The sequence below is a fragment of the Arthrobacter zhaoguopingii genome, assembly GCF_009828595.1.
GTDB classification, from domain to species: domain Bacteria; phylum Actinomycetota; class Actinomycetes; order Actinomycetales; family Micrococcaceae; genus Arthrobacter_D; species Arthrobacter_D zhaoguopingii.
In genome coordinates, this window is sequence record NZ_WPNY01000014.1 from 21,919 (window position 1) to 41,385 (window position 19,467).

At 70.5% G+C, this 19,467-nt stretch carries 19 protein-coding genes; 10 read left to right on the forward strand and 9 right to left on the reverse strand.

Annotated features, from left to right (window positions below):
* Window positions 1-9 precede the first annotated feature (9 nt).
* The 7 genes from GVV86_RS15765 to GVV86_RS15795 all read left to right on the forward strand — a co-directional run bounded on the left by GVV86_RS15765 (window position 10) and on the right by GVV86_RS15795 (window position 6,082).
* Window positions 10-1,404, forward strand: a complete 1,395-nt coding sequence (locus GVV86_RS15765; RefSeq protein WP_201291479.1) for an FAD-binding oxidoreductase — start codon at window positions 10-12, stop codon at window positions 1,402-1,404.
* 10 nt (window positions 1,405-1,414) lie between these two features.
* Window positions 1,415-1,987, forward strand: a complete 573-nt coding sequence (locus tag GVV86_RS15770; protein WP_159803336.1) for an MOSC domain-containing protein — start codon at window positions 1,415-1,417, stop codon at window positions 1,985-1,987.
* Between the two features lie 107 nt (window positions 1,988-2,094).
* Complete coding sequence (locus GVV86_RS15775; protein WP_201291480.1) at window positions 2,095-2,919, forward strand: glycerophosphodiester phosphodiesterase; 825 nt, start codon at window positions 2,095-2,097, stop codon at window positions 2,917-2,919.
* A gap of 43 nt (window positions 2,920-2,962) precedes the next feature.
* Entirely contained in the window at window positions 2,963-4,312 is a 1,350-nt protein-coding gene (locus GVV86_RS15780) for an MATE family efflux transporter (RefSeq protein WP_159803337.1), read from the forward strand.
* Window positions 4,313-4,550: 238 nt separating this feature from the next.
* Entirely contained in the window at window positions 4,551-4,703 is a 153-nt protein-coding gene (locus GVV86_RS18780) for a hypothetical protein (RefSeq protein WP_246199870.1), read from the forward strand.
* Window positions 4,704-4,770: 67 nt separating this feature from the next.
* A complete protein-coding gene (locus GVV86_RS15790; RefSeq protein ID WP_246199871.1) occupies window positions 4,771-5,151 on the forward strand; it encodes a hypothetical protein in 381 nt (126 codons plus the stop codon).
* A gap of 337 nt (window positions 5,152-5,488) precedes the next feature.
* Window positions 5,489-6,082, forward strand: coding sequence for a DM13 domain-containing protein (locus GVV86_RS15795; RefSeq protein ID WP_201291481.1), 594 nt, complete (start codon window positions 5,489-5,491; stop codon window positions 6,080-6,082).
* 123 nt (window positions 6,083-6,205) lie between these two features.
* Here GVV86_RS15795 and GVV86_RS15800 read toward each other — a convergent pair whose 3' ends face one another.
* A complete protein-coding gene (locus GVV86_RS15800; RefSeq protein WP_159620133.1) occupies window positions 6,206-6,748 on the reverse strand; it encodes a CGNR zinc finger domain-containing protein in 543 nt (180 codons plus the stop codon).
* A 110-nt stretch (window positions 6,749-6,858) separates the two neighbouring features.
* Here GVV86_RS15800 and GVV86_RS15805 point away from each other — a divergent pair, with 110 nt between their 5' ends.
* Window positions 6,859-7,830, forward strand: coding sequence for an EamA family transporter (locus tag GVV86_RS15805; protein WP_159803338.1), 972 nt, complete (start codon window positions 6,859-6,861; stop codon window positions 7,828-7,830).
* Here GVV86_RS15805 and GVV86_RS15810 read toward each other — a convergent pair.
* From GVV86_RS15810 to GVV86_RS15845, 8 genes are all read right to left on the reverse strand, one after another.
* The gene (locus tag GVV86_RS15810) at window positions 7,790-9,046 is read right to left on the reverse strand and encodes a hypothetical protein (RefSeq protein WP_159620137.1); all 1,257 of its coding nucleotides are present in this window, start codon (window positions 9,044-9,046) and stop codon (window positions 7,790-7,792) included. The two genes, GVV86_RS15805 and GVV86_RS15810, sit on opposite strands and share 41 nt — an antisense overlap.
* A gap of 160 nt (window positions 9,047-9,206) precedes the next feature.
* Window positions 9,207-10,025 carry an SGNH/GDSL hydrolase family protein gene (locus GVV86_RS15815; protein WP_159803339.1) on the reverse strand — a complete coding sequence of 273 codons (819 nt, stop codon included), beginning with the start codon at window positions 10,023-10,025 and terminating at the stop codon, window positions 9,207-9,209.
* Window positions 10,026-10,039: 14 nt separating this feature from the next.
* Window positions 10,040-11,398 carry a UDP-glucose dehydrogenase family protein gene (locus tag GVV86_RS15820; RefSeq protein ID WP_159803340.1) on the reverse strand — a complete coding sequence of 453 codons (1,359 nt, stop codon included), beginning with the start codon at window positions 11,396-11,398 and terminating at the stop codon, window positions 10,040-10,042.
* A gap of 15 nt (window positions 11,399-11,413) precedes the next feature.
* Complete coding sequence (locus tag GVV86_RS15825; protein ID WP_201291482.1) at window positions 11,414-12,544, reverse strand: glycosyltransferase family 4 protein; 1,131 nt, start codon at window positions 12,542-12,544, stop codon at window positions 11,414-11,416.
* Window positions 12,545-12,671: 127 nt separating this feature from the next.
* Complete coding sequence (locus tag GVV86_RS15830) at window positions 12,672-14,909, reverse strand: heavy metal translocating P-type ATPase (RefSeq protein ID WP_159803341.1); 2,238 nt, start codon at window positions 14,907-14,909, stop codon at window positions 12,672-12,674.
* On the reverse strand, window positions 14,906-15,130 hold the full coding sequence (locus GVV86_RS15835; RefSeq protein ID WP_159803342.1) for a heavy-metal-associated domain-containing protein: 225 nt from the start codon (window positions 15,128-15,130) through the stop codon (window positions 14,906-14,908). Before GVV86_RS15835 ends, GVV86_RS15830 begins: the two co-directional genes overlap by 4 nt.
* Window positions 15,131-15,163: 33 nt before the next feature.
* Window positions 15,164-15,511, reverse strand: coding sequence for a metal-sensitive transcriptional regulator (locus GVV86_RS15840; protein WP_159620147.1), 348 nt, complete (start codon window positions 15,509-15,511; stop codon window positions 15,164-15,166).
* Window positions 15,512-15,624: 113 nt separating this feature from the next.
* A complete protein-coding gene (locus GVV86_RS15845; RefSeq protein ID WP_159620149.1) occupies window positions 15,625-16,839 on the reverse strand; it encodes an ROK family transcriptional regulator in 1,215 nt (404 codons plus the stop codon).
* A 136-nt stretch (window positions 16,840-16,975) separates the two neighbouring features.
* Here GVV86_RS15845 and GVV86_RS15850 point away from each other — a divergent pair, with 136 nt between their 5' ends.
* A complete protein-coding gene (locus GVV86_RS15850) occupies window positions 16,976-18,118 on the forward strand; it encodes a Gfo/Idh/MocA family protein (RefSeq protein WP_159803343.1) in 1,143 nt (380 codons plus the stop codon).
* Between the two features lie 58 nt (window positions 18,119-18,176).
* Window positions 18,177-19,466 (forward strand): ABC transporter substrate-binding protein, encoded by a 1,290-nt coding sequence (locus GVV86_RS15855; protein WP_159803344.1) that lies wholly within the window; start codon window positions 18,177-18,179, stop codon window positions 19,464-19,466.
* The last annotated feature ends 1 nt before the right edge of the window (window position 19,467 follow it).

Sequence of the window (19,467 nt, forward strand, 5' to 3'; positions counted from 1 at the left end):
GAGACCATAGTGACCGCAGAACCGAATCCAGCCGCCACCGGCCCCATTCTGGCTGCCGCCGGGGAGAGCGCCTACGCAGCCGCGACCTCCAGCTACAACCTTGCGGTGGAGATCCGTCCGCAGTTCGCCGCGACGGCCACCACCGTCGCAGAAGTCCAGGCCATCCTCAGGGAGGCGGCGGCTCAGAACCTGTCGGTTCGGGTGCATGCCACCGGGCATGCCTCCGGATCGGCGCTTCCCTACGGGGCGGATGACGTGCTCATCCGGGTGCGGATGGAAGGCGGAGTCGCCGTCGACCCGGAGGCCCGGACGGCGGTGATTCCGGCGGGCACTCCCTGGGGGGAGGTGCTGGCCGCCTCCGCCCCCCACGGCCTGGTTCCGCTGCACGGGTCCTCCCCGACGGTTGGGGCGGTCGGTTACCTGCTGCGGACGGGGCTGAGCTTCTACGGCAGGCGGTACGGCCTTGCCTCGAACTCGGTCACCTCGATCACGCTTGTTGCCGCGGACGGTGCCGTGGTCACGGTGGACCACGACAACGACCGTGAACTGTTCGACGCGCTGCGCGGCGGTGGCGGCGGCTTCGGCGTCGTCGTCTCGGTGACCGTGTCCCTCTTTGCCATCGACTCGGTGTTCACCGGGGCCGCGTTCTGGCCGGCCGCCGAGGCCCCGTTCCTGCTTCAGGCGTGGGAGGAATGGGCCGAAACCGCCCCGCCCGAGGCCTCCACGGCGTTCCGCGTCATGAGCCTGCCGCCCCTGCCCGGGATCCCACCGGCGCTCACGGCGGGCCCGGTTGTATGCATTGACGGAGCCGTACTCGACGGGGAGGGGCGCTCCGGGGCGGAGATCGCCGCGGACCTGCTGGAGCCCCTCCGCCGGCGGGTCGAACCGATCCTCGACACCTGGCACCCCGGGGTCCCGACCGACGTGCCCGCAACCCACATGGACCCGCCGGACCCGGCGCCGTTCGTGGGCGACCACCAGATGCTGAAACCCCTCGGTGCCGCCGGGCGCCAGGCGCTGCTTTCGATCGCCGGCACGGCCGCTGGAGCCCACCTGACGATCGTTGAGCTCCGCCAGCTGGGCGGGGCCCTGGCCGCCCCCGACCCGCGAGGGGGCGTCGTGAACTCCCTGTCCGGCACGTACGGCGCGGTCAGCGTAGGCATCCTGGCCGGCCCTGATGCCGCGGAGGGGGTGGAGGCCGAACTGGCCGCACTGCGTGCGGCGCTTGAGCCCTGGGACACCGGCCGAACCGCTCCAAGCTTCGTTGACCGCTTCGACGGGCCGCAGCGGTCCTTCGACGACTCGGTGGCGGAGCAGGTCGAGGCGGTCCGCCGGCGGGTGGATCCGCAGGGCAGGTTCGGCCGCGACGCCTCATATGCCGTGCCCGCGGGCTCGCGGGGATGAATCGAACGGTATGACGACATCGTTCCGGTACGAGGTGGAGGTGCTGCACCTGCTCGTGTCACCGGCGCACGCTTACTTCGGCCGCGCACGCGACGGGGCGGCGGACGTCCCGACGACGGACGCAGACAGGGTTGACCTCGTGGCGGGCAAGGGGATCGTCGGCGACCGGTTCTTCGGCAAGGCGGCGCACATGGATGCGGCGGTGACGCTGATGGCGGTCGAGGCACTCGATGCGATCGCCGATGAACTGGGGGTCGAGCACTTCGACCCGCTGCTTCCCCGGCGGAATGTGATCCTTCGGGGTGCTCAGCTGGCACCCCTGGTCGGGGAGGAGTTCGCGCTCGAATCCGGGGGCGACACCGTGAGGCTTCGCGGCGGGCGTCCGGCCCACCCCTGTGTCTGGATGGACCGGGTGATGGCCCCCGGCGTGCACTCCGCGATGCGCGGGCGCGGGGGGATCCGCTGCCAGGTGCTTTCGGACGGCGTGCTGCACCGCGGGCCGGCCGTGCTGGTCAGCCCCGTTCCGCTGGAGCCCGGGCAGGCGCATGTTCCGGCCCTGCGCCGGGCCACCCGGCTGCCCTGATCCCGCACGCCGCCGGGCGTTCGCAGTTGGCCGGACGGGTAGGCTGTGCCCTGTCCGGGGTGGGCGATGCCCCGGCGGTTCGGGTACGGCGGGAGGAAAGCGGCTTCGTGGTAAAAGTTGAGGTCATTGCGCACCGCGGCGCGTCCGCCGACGCCCCGGAAAACACCCTGCAGGCGATCGACCTCGCCGTCGACCACGGCGCGGACTTCGTGGAGATCGACGTGCGCCGGACCCTGGACGGGGCGCTGGTCGTCATCCACGATTCCACCCTTGAGCGGACCACGGATGTGCTCCGGGTGTTCCCCGGCCGCGGCCGGTACGACGTCGCCGGGTTCACCCTGGCCGAGATCCGGTCCCTCGATGCGGGAAGCTGGTTCGGGCCCGCCTTCGCGGGGGAGCGCGTGCCGACCCTTCAGGAGGTCCTCGGGGCCTTGGCCGGGCGGGCGGGCCTGCTGCTTGAGGTTAAGGATCCCGCCTCCGCCCCGGGCATCGCCGCCGACCTTCGGTCGGTGCTCGACGCCGCAGGCTGGCTGGGGGATGCCCCGGCCGGGCGGCGGGTGGTGCAGTCAGCCGACTGGACCTTCGTGAAGGAGTTCCACCTCCTCCTGCCGGAGGTCCCCGTCGGACTGCTGGGCGGGCCGCCGCCCCAGCCCGAGCTGGACGGCGCGGCGGGCTGGGCGCACTGCATCAATCCCAAGAACACCAAGGTGACCGCCGACCTGGTCCGCCGGGTCCACGGCGGCGGGATGGTCCTGTGGCCCTACACCGTCGACACCCCGCGCCGCATGCGCGAACTGATCGCACTGGGGGTCGACGGTGTCATCACCAACCGTCCGGCGCTCCTGGCCGAGGTCCTGGCCGCCGAACCGGTCCTCAGCAGGTTCCGCCGCGTCCGGAGGTTCCTGGCCGGCCTGGTTCGGGCGGGGCCGTGATGGGCCGAGCCATTCCAGGGAGCCGGGCTTATAGGCTGAGCCGGTGAGTGAAACCCTCCCCGGAAACCGGCAGCTCAGCCGCAGCATCCTCCGGCTGGCCGTGCCCGCGCTGGGCGCGCTCATCGCAGAACCCCTGTTCCTGCTGGCCGACTCGGCCATCGTCGGGCACCTGGGCGTCGCCGAGCTTGCCGGCGTCGGCCTCGCCTCCACGGTCCTGCAGACTGGGGTGGGCCTGATGATCTTCCTCGCCTACTCGACCACCCCGGCCGTGGCCCGCCTCCTCGGGGCTGGCCGACGCGAGGAGGCCCTGGCCGCCGGGCGCGACGGCATCGGTCTGGCGGTGCTCCTGGGCGTTGTGCTCTCCGCGGCCGGCTGGATCTTTGCCCCGGCGCTCACCGCGGGCCTGGGGGCCCGGGGCGAGGTGCACGCCTTCGCCGTCGACTACCTCCGCTGGTCCATGCCCGGGCTCACCGCGATCCTCGTGGTCCTGGCCGCCACCGGGGTGCTGCGCGGCCTGCAGGACACCCGAACACCGCTGATCGTCGCCGCGGTGGGCTTCGGAGTCAATATCGTGCTTAACCTGCTGCTCGTGTACGGAGCGGGACTGTCAGTCGCCGGATCCGCCCTCGGGACCAGCATCACCCAGTGCGGCATGGCAGCGGCCTTCCTGACGATCATCTTCCGGTCCACACGCGCCGGCGCGGTGCCGCTGCGGCCGTCCTGGCGCGGGGTGCGGTCCACCGCCACTGTCGGCTCGTGGCTGATGCTGCGGACGCTCAGCCTGCGCCTGGCCATCCTGGCCACGGTCTTCGTCGCCACCGCGCAGGGTCCGGTGTCCCTCGCGGCCCACCAGCTGGTCATGACGGTGTTCACATTCCTCGCCTTCGCGCTCGACGCTCTGGCCATTGCGGCCCAGGCGCTGATCGGGAAGGAACTCGGCGCGGCAAACAAAACCCTTGCCGGTGCCCTGACCCGGCGCATGATCGTGTGGGGCGTCGGCTTCGGCGTGCTCACCGGCGCCCTGCTGGCCCTGGCCGCGCCCTTCGCCGGCTGGATCTTCACCCCCGACGAATCGGTCCAGGCGGCCTTCGCCGCGGGCCTCTGGGTGCTCGCCGCCGCCCAACCGGTGTGCGGATTCGTGTTCGTGCTCGACGGCGTGCTGATCGGAGCCGGCGACGCGCGTTACCTCGCCCTCGCCGGAGTCCTCAACCTGATCGTCTATCTTCCACTGCTCGCCTGGCTGCACAGCACCGGGCTGACCGGCGGTGCCGGCCTGGTCTGGCTGTGGGCCGCCTTCGCCCTCGGCTACATGGCGGCACGGGCCGCCACCCTGGGCTGGCGCGTGCGCGATGACCGGTGGATGGTCACCGGCCCCGGCGGCCGTCCGGCATGAACGGTCCCGCGCGGCCGCCTACACTTGTCGGTGCCGGAGGTGGTTTTTGCGGCCCGGTTCCCCCCAAAGGTAGAGCGGGATGACCACGACTTCCCGTGCCGACGGCGCCTCCGGGCCGGACAGCCGGGACGGTTCCTCTATCTAGAAGCCCTTCCTGCTCCGGGCCGCCACGGCCGCGGTCTTCGGCCTGCTCACCATCTTCTGGCAGGAGCCGTCCGTCTACGTCCTGCCCTTCGTCGTGCTGCTTGGTGCCCATGCGCTCCTCGGCGTGGCCGGTGGGGGAGCGCTGCTGACCGCCGTCGTGCTGGGCATCGCCGCCCTGAGTTACCGGCAGGAGGCCGGCCGGCCGGCACCGGGGAGGGCGGTGCGCGCCCCTCCGGGAACGCCGTAAACTAGGAGCGGTGCTTCTACTGGTCGTAGAAGCCCCGACCATCTATGCTCCACCGGAAGGATTGACAGTGGCTAAGAGCCAACCGGGGCAGCCCGGCCAGGGCAGCGAGCGCCTCGGCGTGAAGGGGCCCCTCGTCTTTTCGGCGGTCCTTGCGGTCGTGGCCGGCGTCGCCACCACGGTTTTCGCGACCGGTGGGGGAGGCAGGGCCCTGCGCGTTGATCTCGGCATCACGGCAGCAGGCATCGCCTTCATCGTGTCCCTGGTCATCTGTGCGATGCTCATGATCTCCGCCAAGCCCAACCCTGAACACATGGGCAAAGGTTCCGGGGTCAACCGGTCCTCGGCCGGGGCCGGCGGGCCCGGAATGTCGGGCGCCGCGGGCACGCCGACGGCGCCGGAAGGCGGAACGGACGAGCCGCGCTACGGGCAGCGCAGCCCCGACGCCTGAAAACCAAGGCGTCACCGACGCGGTCGGTCGTTGCGTGCCATGCGACGGCTCTGTCGGAAATCTGGATCCACTGCTAATCTACCGACCGGTGCAGCCCACCGACACCGACCGCCGCGTCGCTCCTGGCGGGCCCATCCACCGATAGGACCGCTGTGAGAGCAGCCAGCCCCGCACACCCGTTGCCCAGTCCCCGCCCGAGACTTTCCTCTGCGCTCAAGCGGACGGATTCATGCTCTCGGGGTCAGTGTTCAACACGGGTGCTGAGCCCGGCCCTCGGTGCCGCCGTCCCCTTGCTGATTGCCCCGCCCACCGCCTCTGGGCCGGACGGGGCCCAGAGATGACGCGCCGCCGCCTCACCATGCTGGTGGTCCTGGTTGGCGTCCTCGCTGTGGCGGCGGCAGGTCTAGTCTTCAAGCCCTGGCTGCTGTTCGTCGACTCGCGGGTCAACGACACCATCCCGCAGGTCGCCCAGCCCCTCGGCTCGGGCGAAGCGCGGCCCAGGCCGGCTTCCGCTGCACCCTTGCAGCCCGGCACCCCGGATGCCCCCCGAAGCCCGGAGACTGCGACCGCTGAGGCGCAGCCACGTCAACTCAGCGCCGGCACCTTCATCAGCCACGAGCACCCCACGACGGGCGGCGTGAGGGTTATCGAGCAACCTGACGGCAGCCGTCTCCTGGCCATCACCGGCCTCGACACCACGACCGGTCCCGACATCCATGTCTGGCTCAGCGCCGCGGACGTCGTCGAGGGGCGCGACGGCTGGTACACCGCAGGCGGTGCTGACTTCGTTGATCTGGGCCCGATCAAGGGCAACCAGGGTGACCAGCTCTACAACATCCCGCCTGACGTCGACCTCTCCCGATATGTAGCCGTCGACCTGTGGTGCGTTCAGTTCGGCGTCTCCTTCGGCGCAGCACAACTTCTGTCCTGACGCCGTCGACCACCGGGAGTCCCGTGCCGCCCGCTCCCTAGGAATGGTTCGCCGGCCAACCGGTTTCGGGCGGCCGGTCGGTCGCCGGACTCCGGCGGCGGTGCCTTCGGTCCTGCCCGCGGTTCAGGCCCCCGCCCGGCGGGCGCGGTAGGCCTTCACATGCGTCCGGTTGGCGCAGTTTCCGGTGTCGCAAAAGCGCTTGGAACGGTTGCGGCTGAGATCAAGGACGACGGCCGCGCAGTCCTCCGCCGCGCACGTGCGCAGCCGCTCAAGCTCGTGCCCGCGGATGACGTCGGCGAGGGCCATCGCTGCCTCGGTGGCCATCCGGTCCGCGAGGGGCGCCTCCGGCCCCGTGGCGTGAAGATGCCAGTCCCAATGGTCGTGGCGCACCAGCTGCGGCAGCGCGTGCGCCGCGCGGAGGATGCGGTTGACGCGCTCAACGGCCTCGTCCTCGGGGGAATGCCAGATGGCCTCAAGTTCGGTGCGGAGCGCGCGCACGTCGTCGAGCTCGGCCTGCGTGTGGGTCCGGGATCCGGAGAACTGCTGGGCGGCAAGGAATGCGTCGAGGTCGGCGAGCGTGGAAAGCCCGTCCGGGTCCTCCGCGGCGGTGTTGATCAGCGCCGCAGCGGACACCAGCGCAACTTCCGTGTCATAGGCGAAAGACATCTTGACTCCTGACAAACCGGCCCACTAGTGTCACGACCATAACCATATTTTGGTCATTACACCACGGTAGGCGGGGGCAACCCGCGGATCGTCACCTGAGGGGCAAGCGTATGGCACAGCGTCCACCGTCCGGCATCTGGGTGGCGCTGCTGTCCGCTGCAACCTTCGGGGTCTCCGGACCATTCGCGAAGTCCCTGCTCGAGATCGGCTGGAGCCCGGGTGCGGCGGTCGGTGTTCGCATCGGCGGTGCGGCCCTGGTGCTCCTGGTGCCGGTGCTCGTGTCCCTGCGGGGGCGCTGGTCGACACTGCGCGGCAACGCCCTGACCCTGACCATCTACGGCGTCACGGCGATCGCCCTGTGCCAGCTCTTCTACTTCAACGCGGTGGCCCGGATGTCGGTCGGCGTGTCACTGCTGCTCGAATACCTGGCTCCGGTGCTGCTGGTGGGCTGGCTGTGGATCCGTTCGCGGCGGGCACCGCACCGGCTGACCGCCGCGGGCTCCGTTGTCGCCGTCCTCGGCCTGCTGCTGGTGCTCGACCTGGGCGCCGAGGAACGGCTCGACCCCGTCGGGGTGCTCTTCGGACTCGCCGCGGCGGTGTGCCTCGTCGTCTTCTTCCTGATGTCGGCCCGGGTGCAGGACTCCCTCCCGCCGCTGGTCATGGCCGGCGGCGGCATGGTGGCCGGGGCACTCACCATCCTGGTCCTGGGCCTGACCGGCCTGATGCCGTTCCGTTTCGTGTTCACCGACGTGGTGCTGGCGGGCTGGCAGACATCCTGGCTGGTGCCGGTGGCCGGTCTGGTCCTCATCTCCACGGTTGCCGCGTACGTCGCGGGCATCATCGCCGCCCAGCGGCTTGGCTCCAAGGTGGCGTCCTTCGCCGCGCTCACCGAGGTGGTCTTCGCCGTCCTCGCGGCCTGGCTGATCCTGGGGGAGCTCCCGGGGCTGATCCAGCTGGCCGGCGGCGCCCTGATCGTCGCGGGCGTGGTGTGTGTGCGGGTGGATGAACTGCGTGCCGCCGGGAGGGCGGCGCGCGATCCGCTCAACCAGCCGAATGTTGTGGAGCCGCTGCCGCGCGCCTGAGCCCGCCGTCGACGGGCACCGCGGACCGGACCTGAACCGAGGACCGGACCGGCGGCCGGGCCGGCATGGGGGCCGAAGGCCGAACCGGCACCGGCGCTGGTCGGGCCGTCCGGTCCAACGGACCGGGAGGCGCCGGGTCGAAGGGTGCCGGTGCGTTCCCCGTCCACCTGTGGAGGCGCAGGAGGCTTCCGCTGCCCGCCGGGCCCGTGCGCTGCTCCGAGACGTAGTAGTAGCCGTTCCCGAGCGCCTCGAATCCGACGTCGGCGCGGAAATCCCAGCCGCTGATGCCCGAGGCGGGATCGTGGAGCCCGGACGGGTGCAGTTGCAGCATCCGGCCGTGCGCCGGCCCGGCGTCCGTCCGGAGCGGAGCCCGCACCGGCGGGACCGTTCCATCGACCATAAACAGGCGGTAGTTGGGAAAGGCGTCCTTGGCCCCCTGGTACACACCGAGGAACCAGTGCCCGGTGTGCGGGTCGTACTTCAGGTTCTGCACCCCGAAGCGGGTGTTTCCGGTGCGGACGAAGAATTTGTCCTGTGGTCTGTCCGGGCCGTTCCGGTGGGGATGGTCCTGCTGCAGGGTCCGCTCGTGGGGCCTCAATGCCGCCGGGTTGTACTGCAGGAGCACCTGATGGTCGTTGTCGTTTCGACTGGTGTCCGAGTAGATGCCGTAGGCCACCATGAGGTGCCACGGGCCGCCGGGATCGCCCGGGGCGGGGCCGAAGGAGATGCCGTCGATCCCGCTGCAGCCGTACCGGTGCGGCAGGTGCCGTCCGTCGTCGGTCCGGACGGTCGCCGTGAAATCGTCGGCGACTTCCTTCAGGTACACGGTGGTGACCACCCCGTCGGATTCCGCGTCCATTCCCCGGCGGGTCACCCGGTCCACCTCGAAGATGGCCACGTAGAACGACGCCGCAGCCTTGTACTCAAGGGAAGCGTAGACCCGGCCGTCGTGCGGGTTGAGGGCCACATCGCCCAGGTGGCCCGTGAACCCCGTGACTGAACCGATGACGGTGCCGGAAAGGTCGGTCTTCACCAGCAGGGTGGTGAAGGAGAAGTAGACGAAGCCCTGGGCCGTGTCGACCGCGATGCCCTGGACGTGCCCGGCGCGCCACATCCCGCTGTCGATGCGCGGCGGGAGGTCCTGCCGGGGTGGTGCGGTCGGCGGCGCCGCTGCGGGGGCCGGCGGGCCGGGCGGTGCGGTCAGGACGAAATTCATCAGCGGTCTCCTGGCGGGGCGGGCAGGGTCTTTCCGCCGCTGCGGCGCTGCGGGGCGGGCACCTTCAGGGTTCCAAGCCGGGGCCAACAGGGCCGGACGGCGGCGTGACAGGTACCTGAACAGCACACCTCTTCTGGTGTGCAGGCCGACCGGCGCGGTGTCACCGCGCGGCCTTGGCCAGCCTGCGGAGGCCGCCCTTCGGCGGCACCCGCACCGGCTCGGGCCAGCGGGGCTGGAGGTGATCGCCAAGGGTGATCCGGCGGAGCTTCCGGTGCGCCAGTGGGAGGACCCAGTCATGCACCCACCGGCGCTGGGCATACTCCCATTCGCGGAGCGTCCGCGGGGGTACCGGGTCCCATTCCTTGGGCGTGAGTGAGTGCCGCACGCCCAGCAGGTTCAGGACCTGCGCGGCCATGTATTTGTGTCCTGCCTTCGACATGTGGAGGCGGTCGGCCGCCCACATCCTCCGGTCCCGGTAGGCATCCATGGCCCAGAAGTCCACGAGGACCGCACCATGCCGGTCGGCGATGGCGCGGACCCCGTCGTTGTAGGCATGGTTGCGTTTCCGGAGCAGGCGCAGCGCCGGGGAGACCTCGACGTCGTATCCGGTGAAGAGCAGGAGCCGGGCCCCCGTCGCCGAAAGGGGGGCGACGAGCCGCTCATAGGAAGAGAGGAGTTCGATGATATTGGTCCCCGCATCCATGATGTCGTTCCCTCCGGCGTACAGCGTGATCAGGGTGGGTTCCATGGCCAGGGCTGGGCCGAGCTGTTCGGCGGCGATGTGGCGCAGGCGTTTGCTTCGGATGGCGAGGTTTGCGTATTCCCATCCGGGCGCGGACTTCGCGAGCCGCTCGGCCACCCGGTCTGCCCAGCCGCGGACGCCGTTGGGGAGGATCCTGCTCGGATCCCCCACTCCTTCGGTGAATGAATCGCCGAGAGCGACGTAGCGCCCCGGGAGCCCCGGCGGCTGGAGGTGCATGAGCGGCCCCGGCCTCAGAACCCCACGCCCGAGTGGGCCGCGTCGACGGTGGAGAGTCCAGCACGTCGGCCGCGTCCGATACCCCGGTGGAACCACCCCGCAGACCGCCACGCGGCGGCATCGAGCGCATTGCGTCCGTCCAGGACCGCGCACCGGTCCACCAGGGACGAGGCCTCGCGCGGGTCGAGCGCGAGGTACTCGGCCCATTCGGTGAGCAGGACCGTCAGTTCGGCACCGCGCAGTGCCGCTGCCGTGTCCGGCTCGAAGCGAAGCTCCGGGTAGCGGAACCACGGCTGGCCTGCCGCCCGGGGATCCGTGACCGTGACCACCGCGCCGGAGCCGGCGAGCCGAAGGGCGATGTCGAGGGCAGGGGAGTCGCGGATGTCATCGGTGTCGGGCTTGAAGGCGGCCCCCAGCACCGTGACGCGGCGCCCGGCCAGCTGCCCTCCGCACATCCGGCGGGCCGTCTCGTGGATCCGGTGCCGGGTTTCGGTGTTCAGTGTGTCGACCAGGGCCAGCAGCCGCCCGAGGGAGCCCGCACCGGCATCCTCGGCCTGGGCCTGCAGTGAGCGGATGTCCTTCGGGAGGCATCCGCCGCCGAAGCCGGCGCCGGCCTGCAGGTATTTCGGACCGATCCGGGCATCGAGGCCGAGGGCCCGGGCCAGGTGGACGACGTCGCCGCCCGCGTTCTCGCACAGCTCGGCGATGCCGTTCAGGTAGGAGATCTTCAGGGCCAGGAACGCGTTGGCCGCCGACTTGGTGAGTTCGGCCGTCGAGAGGCCGGTGATGATACGGGGCACACCGTCGTGGAGCAGGGGAGCGTAGACCTCGTCCAGGACGCGGGCCACCCGCGCTCCCGCCGCGCCGTCGGGCACGCCGTAGACCAGCCGGTCCGGCTGCAGGGAGTCGGCGACCGCGGTGCCCTGGCGGAGGAACTCGGGGTTCCAGCCCAGGTCCGCCCCGGTTCCGGCGAGGAGGCGGGTGAGGATGGCGCCGGTCCCGGCGGGGACTGTCGACTTGCCCACCACGGTCGACCCGGGGCTCAGGTGGGCAGCGAGGTCCTCGACCGCCGAGGTGACGTAGCCCAGATCGGCGCGCCGGGTTGTCTTCTCCTGCGGGGTGCCGACGCAGAGAAAGTGGACGTCGGCGGCGGCCGCGGCGGCGGGGTCCGTGGTGAAGTGCAGCGTACCGCCCCGGAGTCCTGCCTGAAGCAGCGGCTCAAGCCCGGGCTCGTGGAAGGGCACCGAACCGGCCGCCAGCTGCGCGGCCCGGGCCGGGTCGGTGTCGATGCCGGTGACGGTGTGACCCAGCGAGGACAGTGCGGCGGCGTGGACGGCACCCAGGTAGCCGCATCCGATGACGGAGATCTTCATGGTGTTTCCCCAAGCTCAGAGGTGAAGGAGGGCATGATCGTTGATGGCTTCTTCGTAGTGCTGGACCAGGAGCTCGCACACGACCGGCCAGGTGCGCCCCTGGACGCCTGCGAAGGCAGCGGCGGAAAAGGCCGCGCGTTTCGCGTCGTCTCCGACCAGGTCCTCCACGTAGCGCCGGAATTCGTCAAGGTTGCCCGGTTCGTAGAGCCAGCCCGTCCGGGAATTGTCGACCAGGTCCAGCGGACCGCCCCGGGCGGTGGCGACGACCGGGACGCCCGAGGCCATCGCTTCCTGGATGGTCTGGCAGAACGTCTCAAGCTCACCCGGGTGGACGAAGAGGTCGAGACTGGCCATCGCCGCGGCCAGCGCATTCCCGCCCAGGAACCCCAAAAACGCGGCGTCGGGAAGCATTGCCTCAAGGGCCGGCCGCTGGGGCCCGTCGCCGATGATGACGAGGCGGGTGTTGTCGATACCGGCCAGGGCCCGCAGGTCCTCCACCTGTTTCTCGGCGGCGAGCCGTCCCACATAACCGATGAGCCGGGCCCCGTCCGGAGCGATGCCGGCCCGCAGTGTGGTGCTGCGTCGAGAGGGGTGGAACCGGTGCGTGTCGACGCCGCGCCGCCACAGGCGGACCCTCGGAATGCCCCGGTCGTGCAGCTGGGCAACGGCCGGGCCCGACGGTGCGAGGGTGCGTGCGGCACCGCCGTGGATGTTCTCGACCCGCTGCCAGGCCCAGTTCTCAAGGAACGGCACGCCGTACCTGGCCGCGTAGCCGGGAATATCGGTCTGGTAGACCGCGATGACCGGCAGTCCCAGCTGCTCGGCGGCGCGGGCGGCCCGCCAGCCCAGTTCGAAGGGGGACGCGAGGTGGACCACGTCCGGAGCGAATTCGGCGAGGATCCGGCGGATTCGAGCGACGCCGCCGACCGCGATGCGGACGCTGGCGTACCGGGCCAGGGGAACCGACGGAAGCAGTACGACCCGGGCGGCGGCTCCCGGCAACGGCCCCGGAGGGCCGCCGGCGGAGGGCGCGATGACCAGGACCTCGTCTCCGCGCAGGGCGAAATGCTCGAGCATCTTCTGTACGGAGTGGGTGACCCCATTGACGGCGGGCAGGAATGTTTCGGCGACGACCACGATCCTCACCGGATCACCGTCGCACTCCTACGGTGATAGGCCGGGTCCGGAAGGTGGCTGGTGGGGGAAGCTCCAGTGAATACCAGGAGCCGGCCGCGCACCCCGGCGGCCGGCCGGGGTGCCTGCGGTCAGCGGTTCAGCGGCCGAAGCGGCGCAGGCGCAGGGAGTTGGCCACCACCAGCACCGAACTTGCCGCCATGGCGGCGCCGGCCAGGATGGGGTTCAGCAGGCCCAGCGCGGCAACAGGTATTCCGATCACGTTATAGAAGAAGGCCCAGAACAGGTTCGTCTTGATGGTGGCCAGGGTGCGGCGGGACAGCCGAACGGCCTGGGCCACCTGTTCGAGGCTGCTTCCCATCACGGTGATGTCCGCGGCCTCGATGGCCACGTCGGTGCCCGAGCCCATCGCGATCCCGAGGTCGGCCTGGGCGAGCGCCGGGGCGTCGTTCACGCCGTCTCCGGCCATGGCGACTGTCGCACCCTCCTGCTGGAGCGCACGGACCACCGCCACCTTGCCTTCCGGCAGCACACCGGCACGCACGTCGGCCGGGGGGATGCCGACCTCTGCGGCCACGCGGGCCGCGGCGGCCGCATTGTCCCCGGTGAGCAGGATCGGCCGCAGGCCCAGTTCCTTCAGCTGCCGGACAGCCCGTGCCGACCCGTCCTTCACGGTGTCGGTCAGGGAGATCACCCCCGCCACGGCGCCGTCCACGGCGACCCAGACGGCCGTGGCGCCCGCGCCCTCGGCCGCCCCGAACACCTCGGCCTCGGCCGCTCCGGGGAGAATGCCGTGCTCCTGAAGCCAGCCGGTCCGGCCCACGACCACGTTCAGCCCCTCGACGGTGCCGCGGACGCCGCCGCCGGGGGCGCTGGTGAAGGCGGTGACGGCGGGCAGGGCCGGAGTCCGGGCGGCGATGGCCGCGCCGATGGGGTGTTCACTGGCGGCTTCGACCGCTCCGGCGAGGCGCAGCAGTTCGTCGGATCCGTAGCGGCCGAGGACTTCGACGCCGCTGACGGAGAGCCGGCCGCTGGTGACGGTGCCCGTCTTGTCCAGCACGATGGTGTCGATGGTGCGGGTGTCCTCGAGCACCTGGGGGCCGCGGATCAGGATGCCGAGCTGCGCGCCCCGCCCGGACCCGGTCAGCAGGGCCGTCGGCGTGGCGAGGCCGAGCGCGCAGGGGCAGGCGATGACCAGTACGGCGACCGCCGCGGTGAAGGCGCCCTGGAGGTCCCCGGTAAGGAGCATCCAGGCGGCGAAGGTGACGACGGCGATGCCGAGGACGACCGGCACGAAGACGGCGCTGATGCGGTCGGCAAGGCGCGCAATCCGGGCCTTGCCGCTCTGGGCCTGGCTGACCAGCCGGCCCATCTGCGCCAGCGTCGTCTCGCTGCCGACCCGGGTGGCCTGAACGACGAGGCGGCCCGAGGTGTTCATGGTGGCGCCGGTGACGCGGTCACCGGGCCCGACCTCCACCGGGATCGACTCACCGGTCAGCAGGGAGGTGTCGACGGCGCTGTGCCCGTGCGCCACCACGCCGTCGGTGGGGATCTTCTCCCCGGGGCGCACCACGATCTCGTCCCCCGGGATGAGCTGGGAGGCCGGAATGCCGAGTTCGACCCGTTCGCCGTCGACGGTGCGCAGCACGCGGGCGTCCTTCGCTCCGAGGTTCAGCAGCGACGTCAGCGCGCTTCCGGCCCGCTGCTTGGCGTTGGCCTCGAGGTAGCGGCCGAGCAGGAGGAAGGTCACAATAACCGCGGCCACCTCGAAGTAGAGGGCGTGCGCCCCCATGTCCATGCCGGGGTGGGCGGTCAGGTCCGGCACCGAGAGGAGCTGCCACGCCGAGAAACCGAAGGCTGCGGCCACCCCGATGGACACCAGGGTGTCCATGGTGGAGGCGCCGTGGCGGGCGTTGACGAGGGCGGCGCGGTGGAAGGGCCAGGCGGCCCAGGTGGCCACCGGCGCCGACAGGGCAAAGACGAGCCAGCCCCACCCCGGGAACTGCAGAGCGGGAACCATCGAGACCAGCAGGACGGGCACTGTCAGGACGGCGGCGGTGAGCAGGCGGGGGCGCAGCCGGGCGGCCGTGGGAGCTCCGTCGTCGCCATCCTGGACCCCCGGCTCCTCGGGGTCCTTGAGGCGGGCCGAGTAGCCGGTGGCCTTGACCGTGTCGAGCAGCACCTGGTCCGGCACGCCGGCCGGAACCCGCACCACGGCCGACTCAAGTGGAAGGTTGACGCTGGCCTCGACGCCCTCGAGTTTGCCCAGTTTGCGCTCGACACGGCTGACGCAGGAGGCGCAGGTCATTCCCTGGATGGCCAGTTCGACCAGCCGGGTTTCCGCGGCCGGCGCGGGCCTGTCGGCGCGGGTTGTCATGCGTCGTTGGAGACCACGAGGTAGCCGGCCTCGGCGACGGCTTCGCCGATGGAGGCCGGAGCCAGCGGGCCCGCGGAGGTGACGGTGGCCGTGGAGATGCCCTTCTTGTTCAGGTCGATCTCAACGCCCTGAACGCCCTCGAGGGACTGAAGTTCGCTGGTGACCGCATCGACGCAGTGGCCGCAGGTCATTCCGGAGATGCTGACGGTGGTGGTTGTCATGGTGTGTGCTCCTTAGCGGGTGATGGGTGGGACTCAGCGCAGCAGGCGGCCGATGGCCGCAGCAGCCTCCTGGACCTTGTCCTGGACGAGATCGGGGTTTCCCGTGGCCTGGGATTCCTGGGCCGCGTCCACGACGCAGTGGGCGATATGGTCCTCGAGCAGGCCCAGACTGACCGCGTGGAGGGCCTTGTTGATCGCCGCCACCTGGGTGAGGATATCGATGCAGTACTTTTCCTCGTCGACCATGCGGGCGATGCCGCGGACCTGTCCCTCGATGCGCTTCAGACGCTTGAGGTACGCGTCCTTCTCGCCGCTGTAGCCGTGCGTGGTCGGTGCGCCGGCCGGCGCAGCGGTTGATGCTGTGGTGATTTCCTGGGTCATGGGTGCCTCCTCCGCTCAATCATACCCCGAGGGGGTATCGGAGGGAAAGCGTGCGCAGGTGTCGGCCGGCCGATCCGCGGGGCGCGGGCTGCGGGGCCTTCACCCGGCGCCGTTCAGGAGCCGACGCGCGCCGCCAGCAGCTGCTGCAGGCCCGCCGGGGACAGCGCCTGCTGTAGCGCCAGTACCTCGGCGCCCCGGACGCCCACCGTCTCGGCACGGGAACTCGACTCAACGCGCAGCGACCGGGTGGCCAGGGGCAGCGCGCGGTGGTAGATGGCCGAGCGGATCCCGGCCAGGAGTTCCTCGTTCAGCTCAGCGAACGGCCCGCCGACCACGATCGCGTTCGGGTTGTAGAAACTCACGAGAGTCGCGAGCACCCTTCCGATGCTTTCGGAGGCCTCGCGCACGGCCCGCCGCGCGAAGGGGTTGCCTTCGGCGGCCAGCCGGGTCACGTCCCGGCTGGTCCGCGCCTCCGCCACCCCCTGGTCGCGCAGCCGGCGCGCCAGGGCGTCTCCTCCCGCGACGGCCTCGAGGCAGCCCATGTTCCCGCACGAGCACAGCAGGTCCTCTCCGCCGGGCACCCGGATGTGGCCGATGTCCCCGGCCGCGCCCTGGGCGCCCCGGTGCAGGGCGCCTCCGCTGACGATGCCGCAGCCGATGCCGGTGCTGATTTTGACGTACAGGATGTGTTCGGAGTCCTCCTTGCGCGCCCAGTACTCACCCAGCGCCGCGAGGTTGGCGTCGTTGTCCACAAGCGTCGGGACGGCGTACCGGTCCGCGAAGAACTCAGGGATGGCGAATCCGTCCCAGCCCGGCATGATCGGCGGGCGCACCACGGTGCCGGTGCTGTGCTCGACCGGGCCCGGGACGCCGATCCCGATGGCGCGGACGTCCGAGGGACGCTTTCCGGCGGAGGACAGCAGCCCCTGGAATGCCTCATCAAGGCCCCCGAGGACCGCGGCGGGGCCGTCGGCGATCCGCAGGTCGTAGGAAGCGGATGCGAGGGGGACACCTGCGAGGTCGCTCGCCGAGACCCGGCAGTGCGAGGATCCCAGATCCGCCCCCAGGATCACCCCGGCCGCCCCGTTGAGCCTCAGTTCCCCCGGGGGCCTGCCGCCCTTGGAGGCGCCCGCCTCCTCGACCACGAGGCCCGTGGCAATCAGCTCCTCGATCCGGGTCGCCACCGTTCCCCGGGACAGGCCCGTGAGCCGGGTCAGGTAGGCCCGGGTGCACCGGGGCCGCCGGGCGATGGCGTGCAGGAGGGCGCTGAGGTCGGCGTGCACCGACGGGAGGGCCTCGGGGCGGGATCGTCCGGAAGGGGAGGTCATGCAAGTATCCTCCCATTGTTTAGCCAAGATTTGGATAACTTCCACCATTTGTCTACATATCAAACAGAACATATGCTCAGAATGTTGCTGGTGATCCCAGTGATACTTCGGTCATCCATTCAACTTTGGGAGCCATGTGACACAGCTGGGTATTGGCATTGTGGGAACGGGCATGATGGGCCGGATCCACGCAGACGCCGCGCGCCGGGTCGGTGCACGCGTCGTTGCCGTCGCGGGATCCTCACGCACCTCGGCCGAGCGGGCCGTGCGGGAATGGGCCGGGGGCAGCGCCGCCCTCGGAGTGGAGAACCTGATCACCCACCCTGATGTCGATGTTGTGCACCTCTGCGTGCCCAACCACCTCCATGAGCCGCTCGCCGCGCGGGCCCTCGAGGCCGGCAAGCACGTTGTCTGCGAGAAGCCCCTCGCCCTGGACCTCGCCGGGGCCCGCGCCCTGACCGGCAGCGCCCGCACATCGGGGCTGACCGCGGCCGTTCCGTTCATCTACCGCTACCACCCGCTCGTCGCCGAGGCCCGGGCGCGGGTCCAGGCCGGTTCGGCGGGCAGCATCCACCTCATCCACGGCTCCTACCTCCAGGACTGGCTCTCCAACCCGGAGGACACCAACTGGCGCGTGGATGCCGGGAAGGGCGGCGCATCGCGGGCCTTCGCCGACATCGGGTCCCACTGGTGCGACCTCGTCGAGTGGGTCAGCGGCCACCGCATCCAGGAGGTCTCCGCACTCACCAAGACTGCCTACGCGGACCGGCCCGGTGCGGCCGGAACGGTATCCACCGAAGACATCGCAAGCGTCGCCTTCCGCACCGATCGGGGCGCCGTCGGCTCGGTCGTGATCAGCCAAGTGTCGCCGGGGCGCAAGAACAGGCTGTGGTTCGAGATCAGTACGGCCAACGTGAGCGTTGGATTCGACCAGGAACAGCCCGAGACCCTGTGGGTGGGTGGACGCGAAGGGAACCAGGTTCTCACCCGCGACCCGAACACGCTCTCCCCGGAGGCGGCCCAACTGTCGACGCTTCCCGCCGGGCATCCCCAGGGCTACCACGACGCCTTCCGGGCCTTCGTCGCCGATGTCTATGCCAGTGTCTCCGGCGGCGCTGCCGTGGACCGGATGCCGACCTTCGAGGACGGACTCCGGACGGTGGCGATCACCGAGGCGGTCCTTGCCTCCGCCGAGCGCGGAACCTGGGTGCGGGTCGGGGACTTCTCCCCGGCGCTGCTCACCGCGTCGACGGCCGGGGCTTCCCTGCCGGAAAGCTAGCCGTCCGCAGCTCCCTCAGCGTTCCTCCATGCACAACACCACGACAAGGAAGTCAACGATGAAGAAACCAGCTTCGACCCGGGCGGCGGCAGCCGCCGCAGCAATCCTGGCCCTGGCAGTGACGGGATGCACCGGAGCCGCGCCGGATGCCGCGGGGAAGGGATCCGACGGCCTGCGCTACCTCATCAGCCAGCCCGAACGCCCCTCGGAACTTGATGCGATCCGGTCCGATCTGGAGGAGTTCGAGAAGGAATCAGGAATCGAGGTCACCCTCGACGTCCTGCCGCTGGAGAACCTCCGCACCGTCCTGCAGACCCAGCTGCGCTCCGGCGAAGGCCCGGACGTCTTCAACTACGACACGGGCCCCGGCTTCGCCGGCACCCTCGCCGAAGCGGGCCTCCTGTACGACCTCACCGACGCGTACAAGGAAAACGACTGGAGAATCTACGACTTCGCCCGTGAGCGGGTCACCTTCGACGGGAAGATCTCCGGCGTGCCGACCCAGCTGGAGGAGGTCGGCATCTTCTACAACAAGGACCTGTTCAAGAAGCACGGTGTGCAGGAGCCGAAGGACCTCTCCGACCTCCAGCGGGCGGCGGAAACCTTCACCGCGGCGGGCGTGACCCCCTTCGCCGTCAACGACAAAGAAGGCTGGCAGGGCGGCCACCTGTTCAGCATGGCCCTGTCCAGCCGCGTCGGTCCGGACGGGATGGAGAAGCTGCTCGACGGCAGCATGCCGTGGACCTCGCCCGAGGTGGTTGCCGCCCTGGAGACCTGGAGCGGCTTCGCCAAGGATGGACACCTGCCCGATTCTCCCAACGCCCTGACCTACGACAACGGCAACGCCCTGTTCTACAAGGGCGACGCCGCCATGAACCCCACCGGAAGCTGGCTCATCTCCTCACTGCAGGAGACGGTGGACTTCGAGGTCGGGTTCCTGCCCTTCCCTGCCGAGGACGGCTCCGGTATCTTCACCGGCGGCCTCGGCGGCGGAAGCTTCATCTCGGCCGACACGGAGAACCCCGAAGGAGCCGTCGAGCTCCTGGACTACCTCCAGTCCGAAGAGCACGGGCGCTGGCAGGTCGAAAAAATCGGCACCATCCCGGCCTTCCCGGTGGACACCGAAGGACTCGAAGTCTCCCCGCTGTTCGCCCAGGTCATCGAGGACACGGCGAAGATCGCCGAAGGCACGGGCGAGTTCGGCTACAACATCGACGTCCTGACCACCGACACCTTCAACAAGACCATGTGGGACGGCTTCCAGGGCATCCTCACGGGCCAGAAGACCGCCGAGGCCGTCGCCCAGGACCTCCAGACCGCAAGCAAGCAAGCTGCCGAGGACAAGTGAC

What these genes read in the sequence shown, in the direction of transcription:
- GVV86_RS15770 (WP_159803336.1), top strand. Translation starts at nt 1,415, where the DNA reads ATGACGACATCGTTCCGGTACGAGGTGGAGGTGCTGCACCTGCTCGTG.
- GVV86_RS15795 (WP_201291481.1), top strand. Translation starts at nt 5,489, where the DNA reads ATGACGCGCCGCCGCCTCACCATGCTGGTGGTCCTGGTTGGCGTCCTC.
- GVV86_RS15800 (WP_159620133.1), bottom strand. Translation starts at nt 6,748, where the DNA reads ATGTCTTTCGCCTATGACACGGAAGTTGCGCTGGTGTCCGCTGCGGCG.
- GVV86_RS15805 (WP_159803338.1), top strand. Translation starts at nt 6,859, where the DNA reads ATGGCACAGCGTCCACCGTCCGGCATCTGGGTGGCGCTGCTGTCCGCT.
- GVV86_RS15810 (WP_159620137.1), bottom strand. Translation starts at nt 9,046, where the DNA reads ATGAATTTCGTCCTGACCGCACCGCCCGGCCCGCCGGCCCCCGCAGCG.
- GVV86_RS15815 (WP_159803339.1), bottom strand. Translation starts at nt 10,025, where the DNA reads ATGCACCTCCAGCCGCCGGGGCTCCCGGGGCGCTACGTCGCTCTCGGC.
- GVV86_RS15820 (WP_159803340.1), bottom strand. Translation starts at nt 11,398, where the DNA reads ATGAAGATCTCCGTCATCGGATGCGGCTACCTGGGTGCCGTCCACGCC.
- GVV86_RS15830 (WP_159803341.1), bottom strand. Translation starts at nt 14,909, where the DNA reads ATGACAACCCGCGCCGACAGGCCCGCGCCGGCCGCGGAAACCCGGCTG.
- GVV86_RS15835 (WP_159803342.1), bottom strand. Translation starts at nt 15,130, where the DNA reads ATGACAACCACCACCGTCAGCATCTCCGGAATGACCTGCGGCCACTGC.
- GVV86_RS15840 (WP_159620147.1), bottom strand. Translation starts at nt 15,511, where the DNA reads ATGACCCAGGAAATCACCACAGCATCAACCGCTGCGCCGGCCGGCGCA.
- GVV86_RS15845 (WP_159620149.1), bottom strand. Translation starts at nt 16,839, where the DNA reads ATGACCTCCCCTTCCGGACGATCCCGCCCCGAGGCCCTCCCGTCGGTG.
- GVV86_RS15855 (WP_159803344.1), top strand. Translation starts at nt 18,177, where the DNA reads ATGAAGAAACCAGCTTCGACCCGGGCGGCGGCAGCCGCCGCAGCAATC.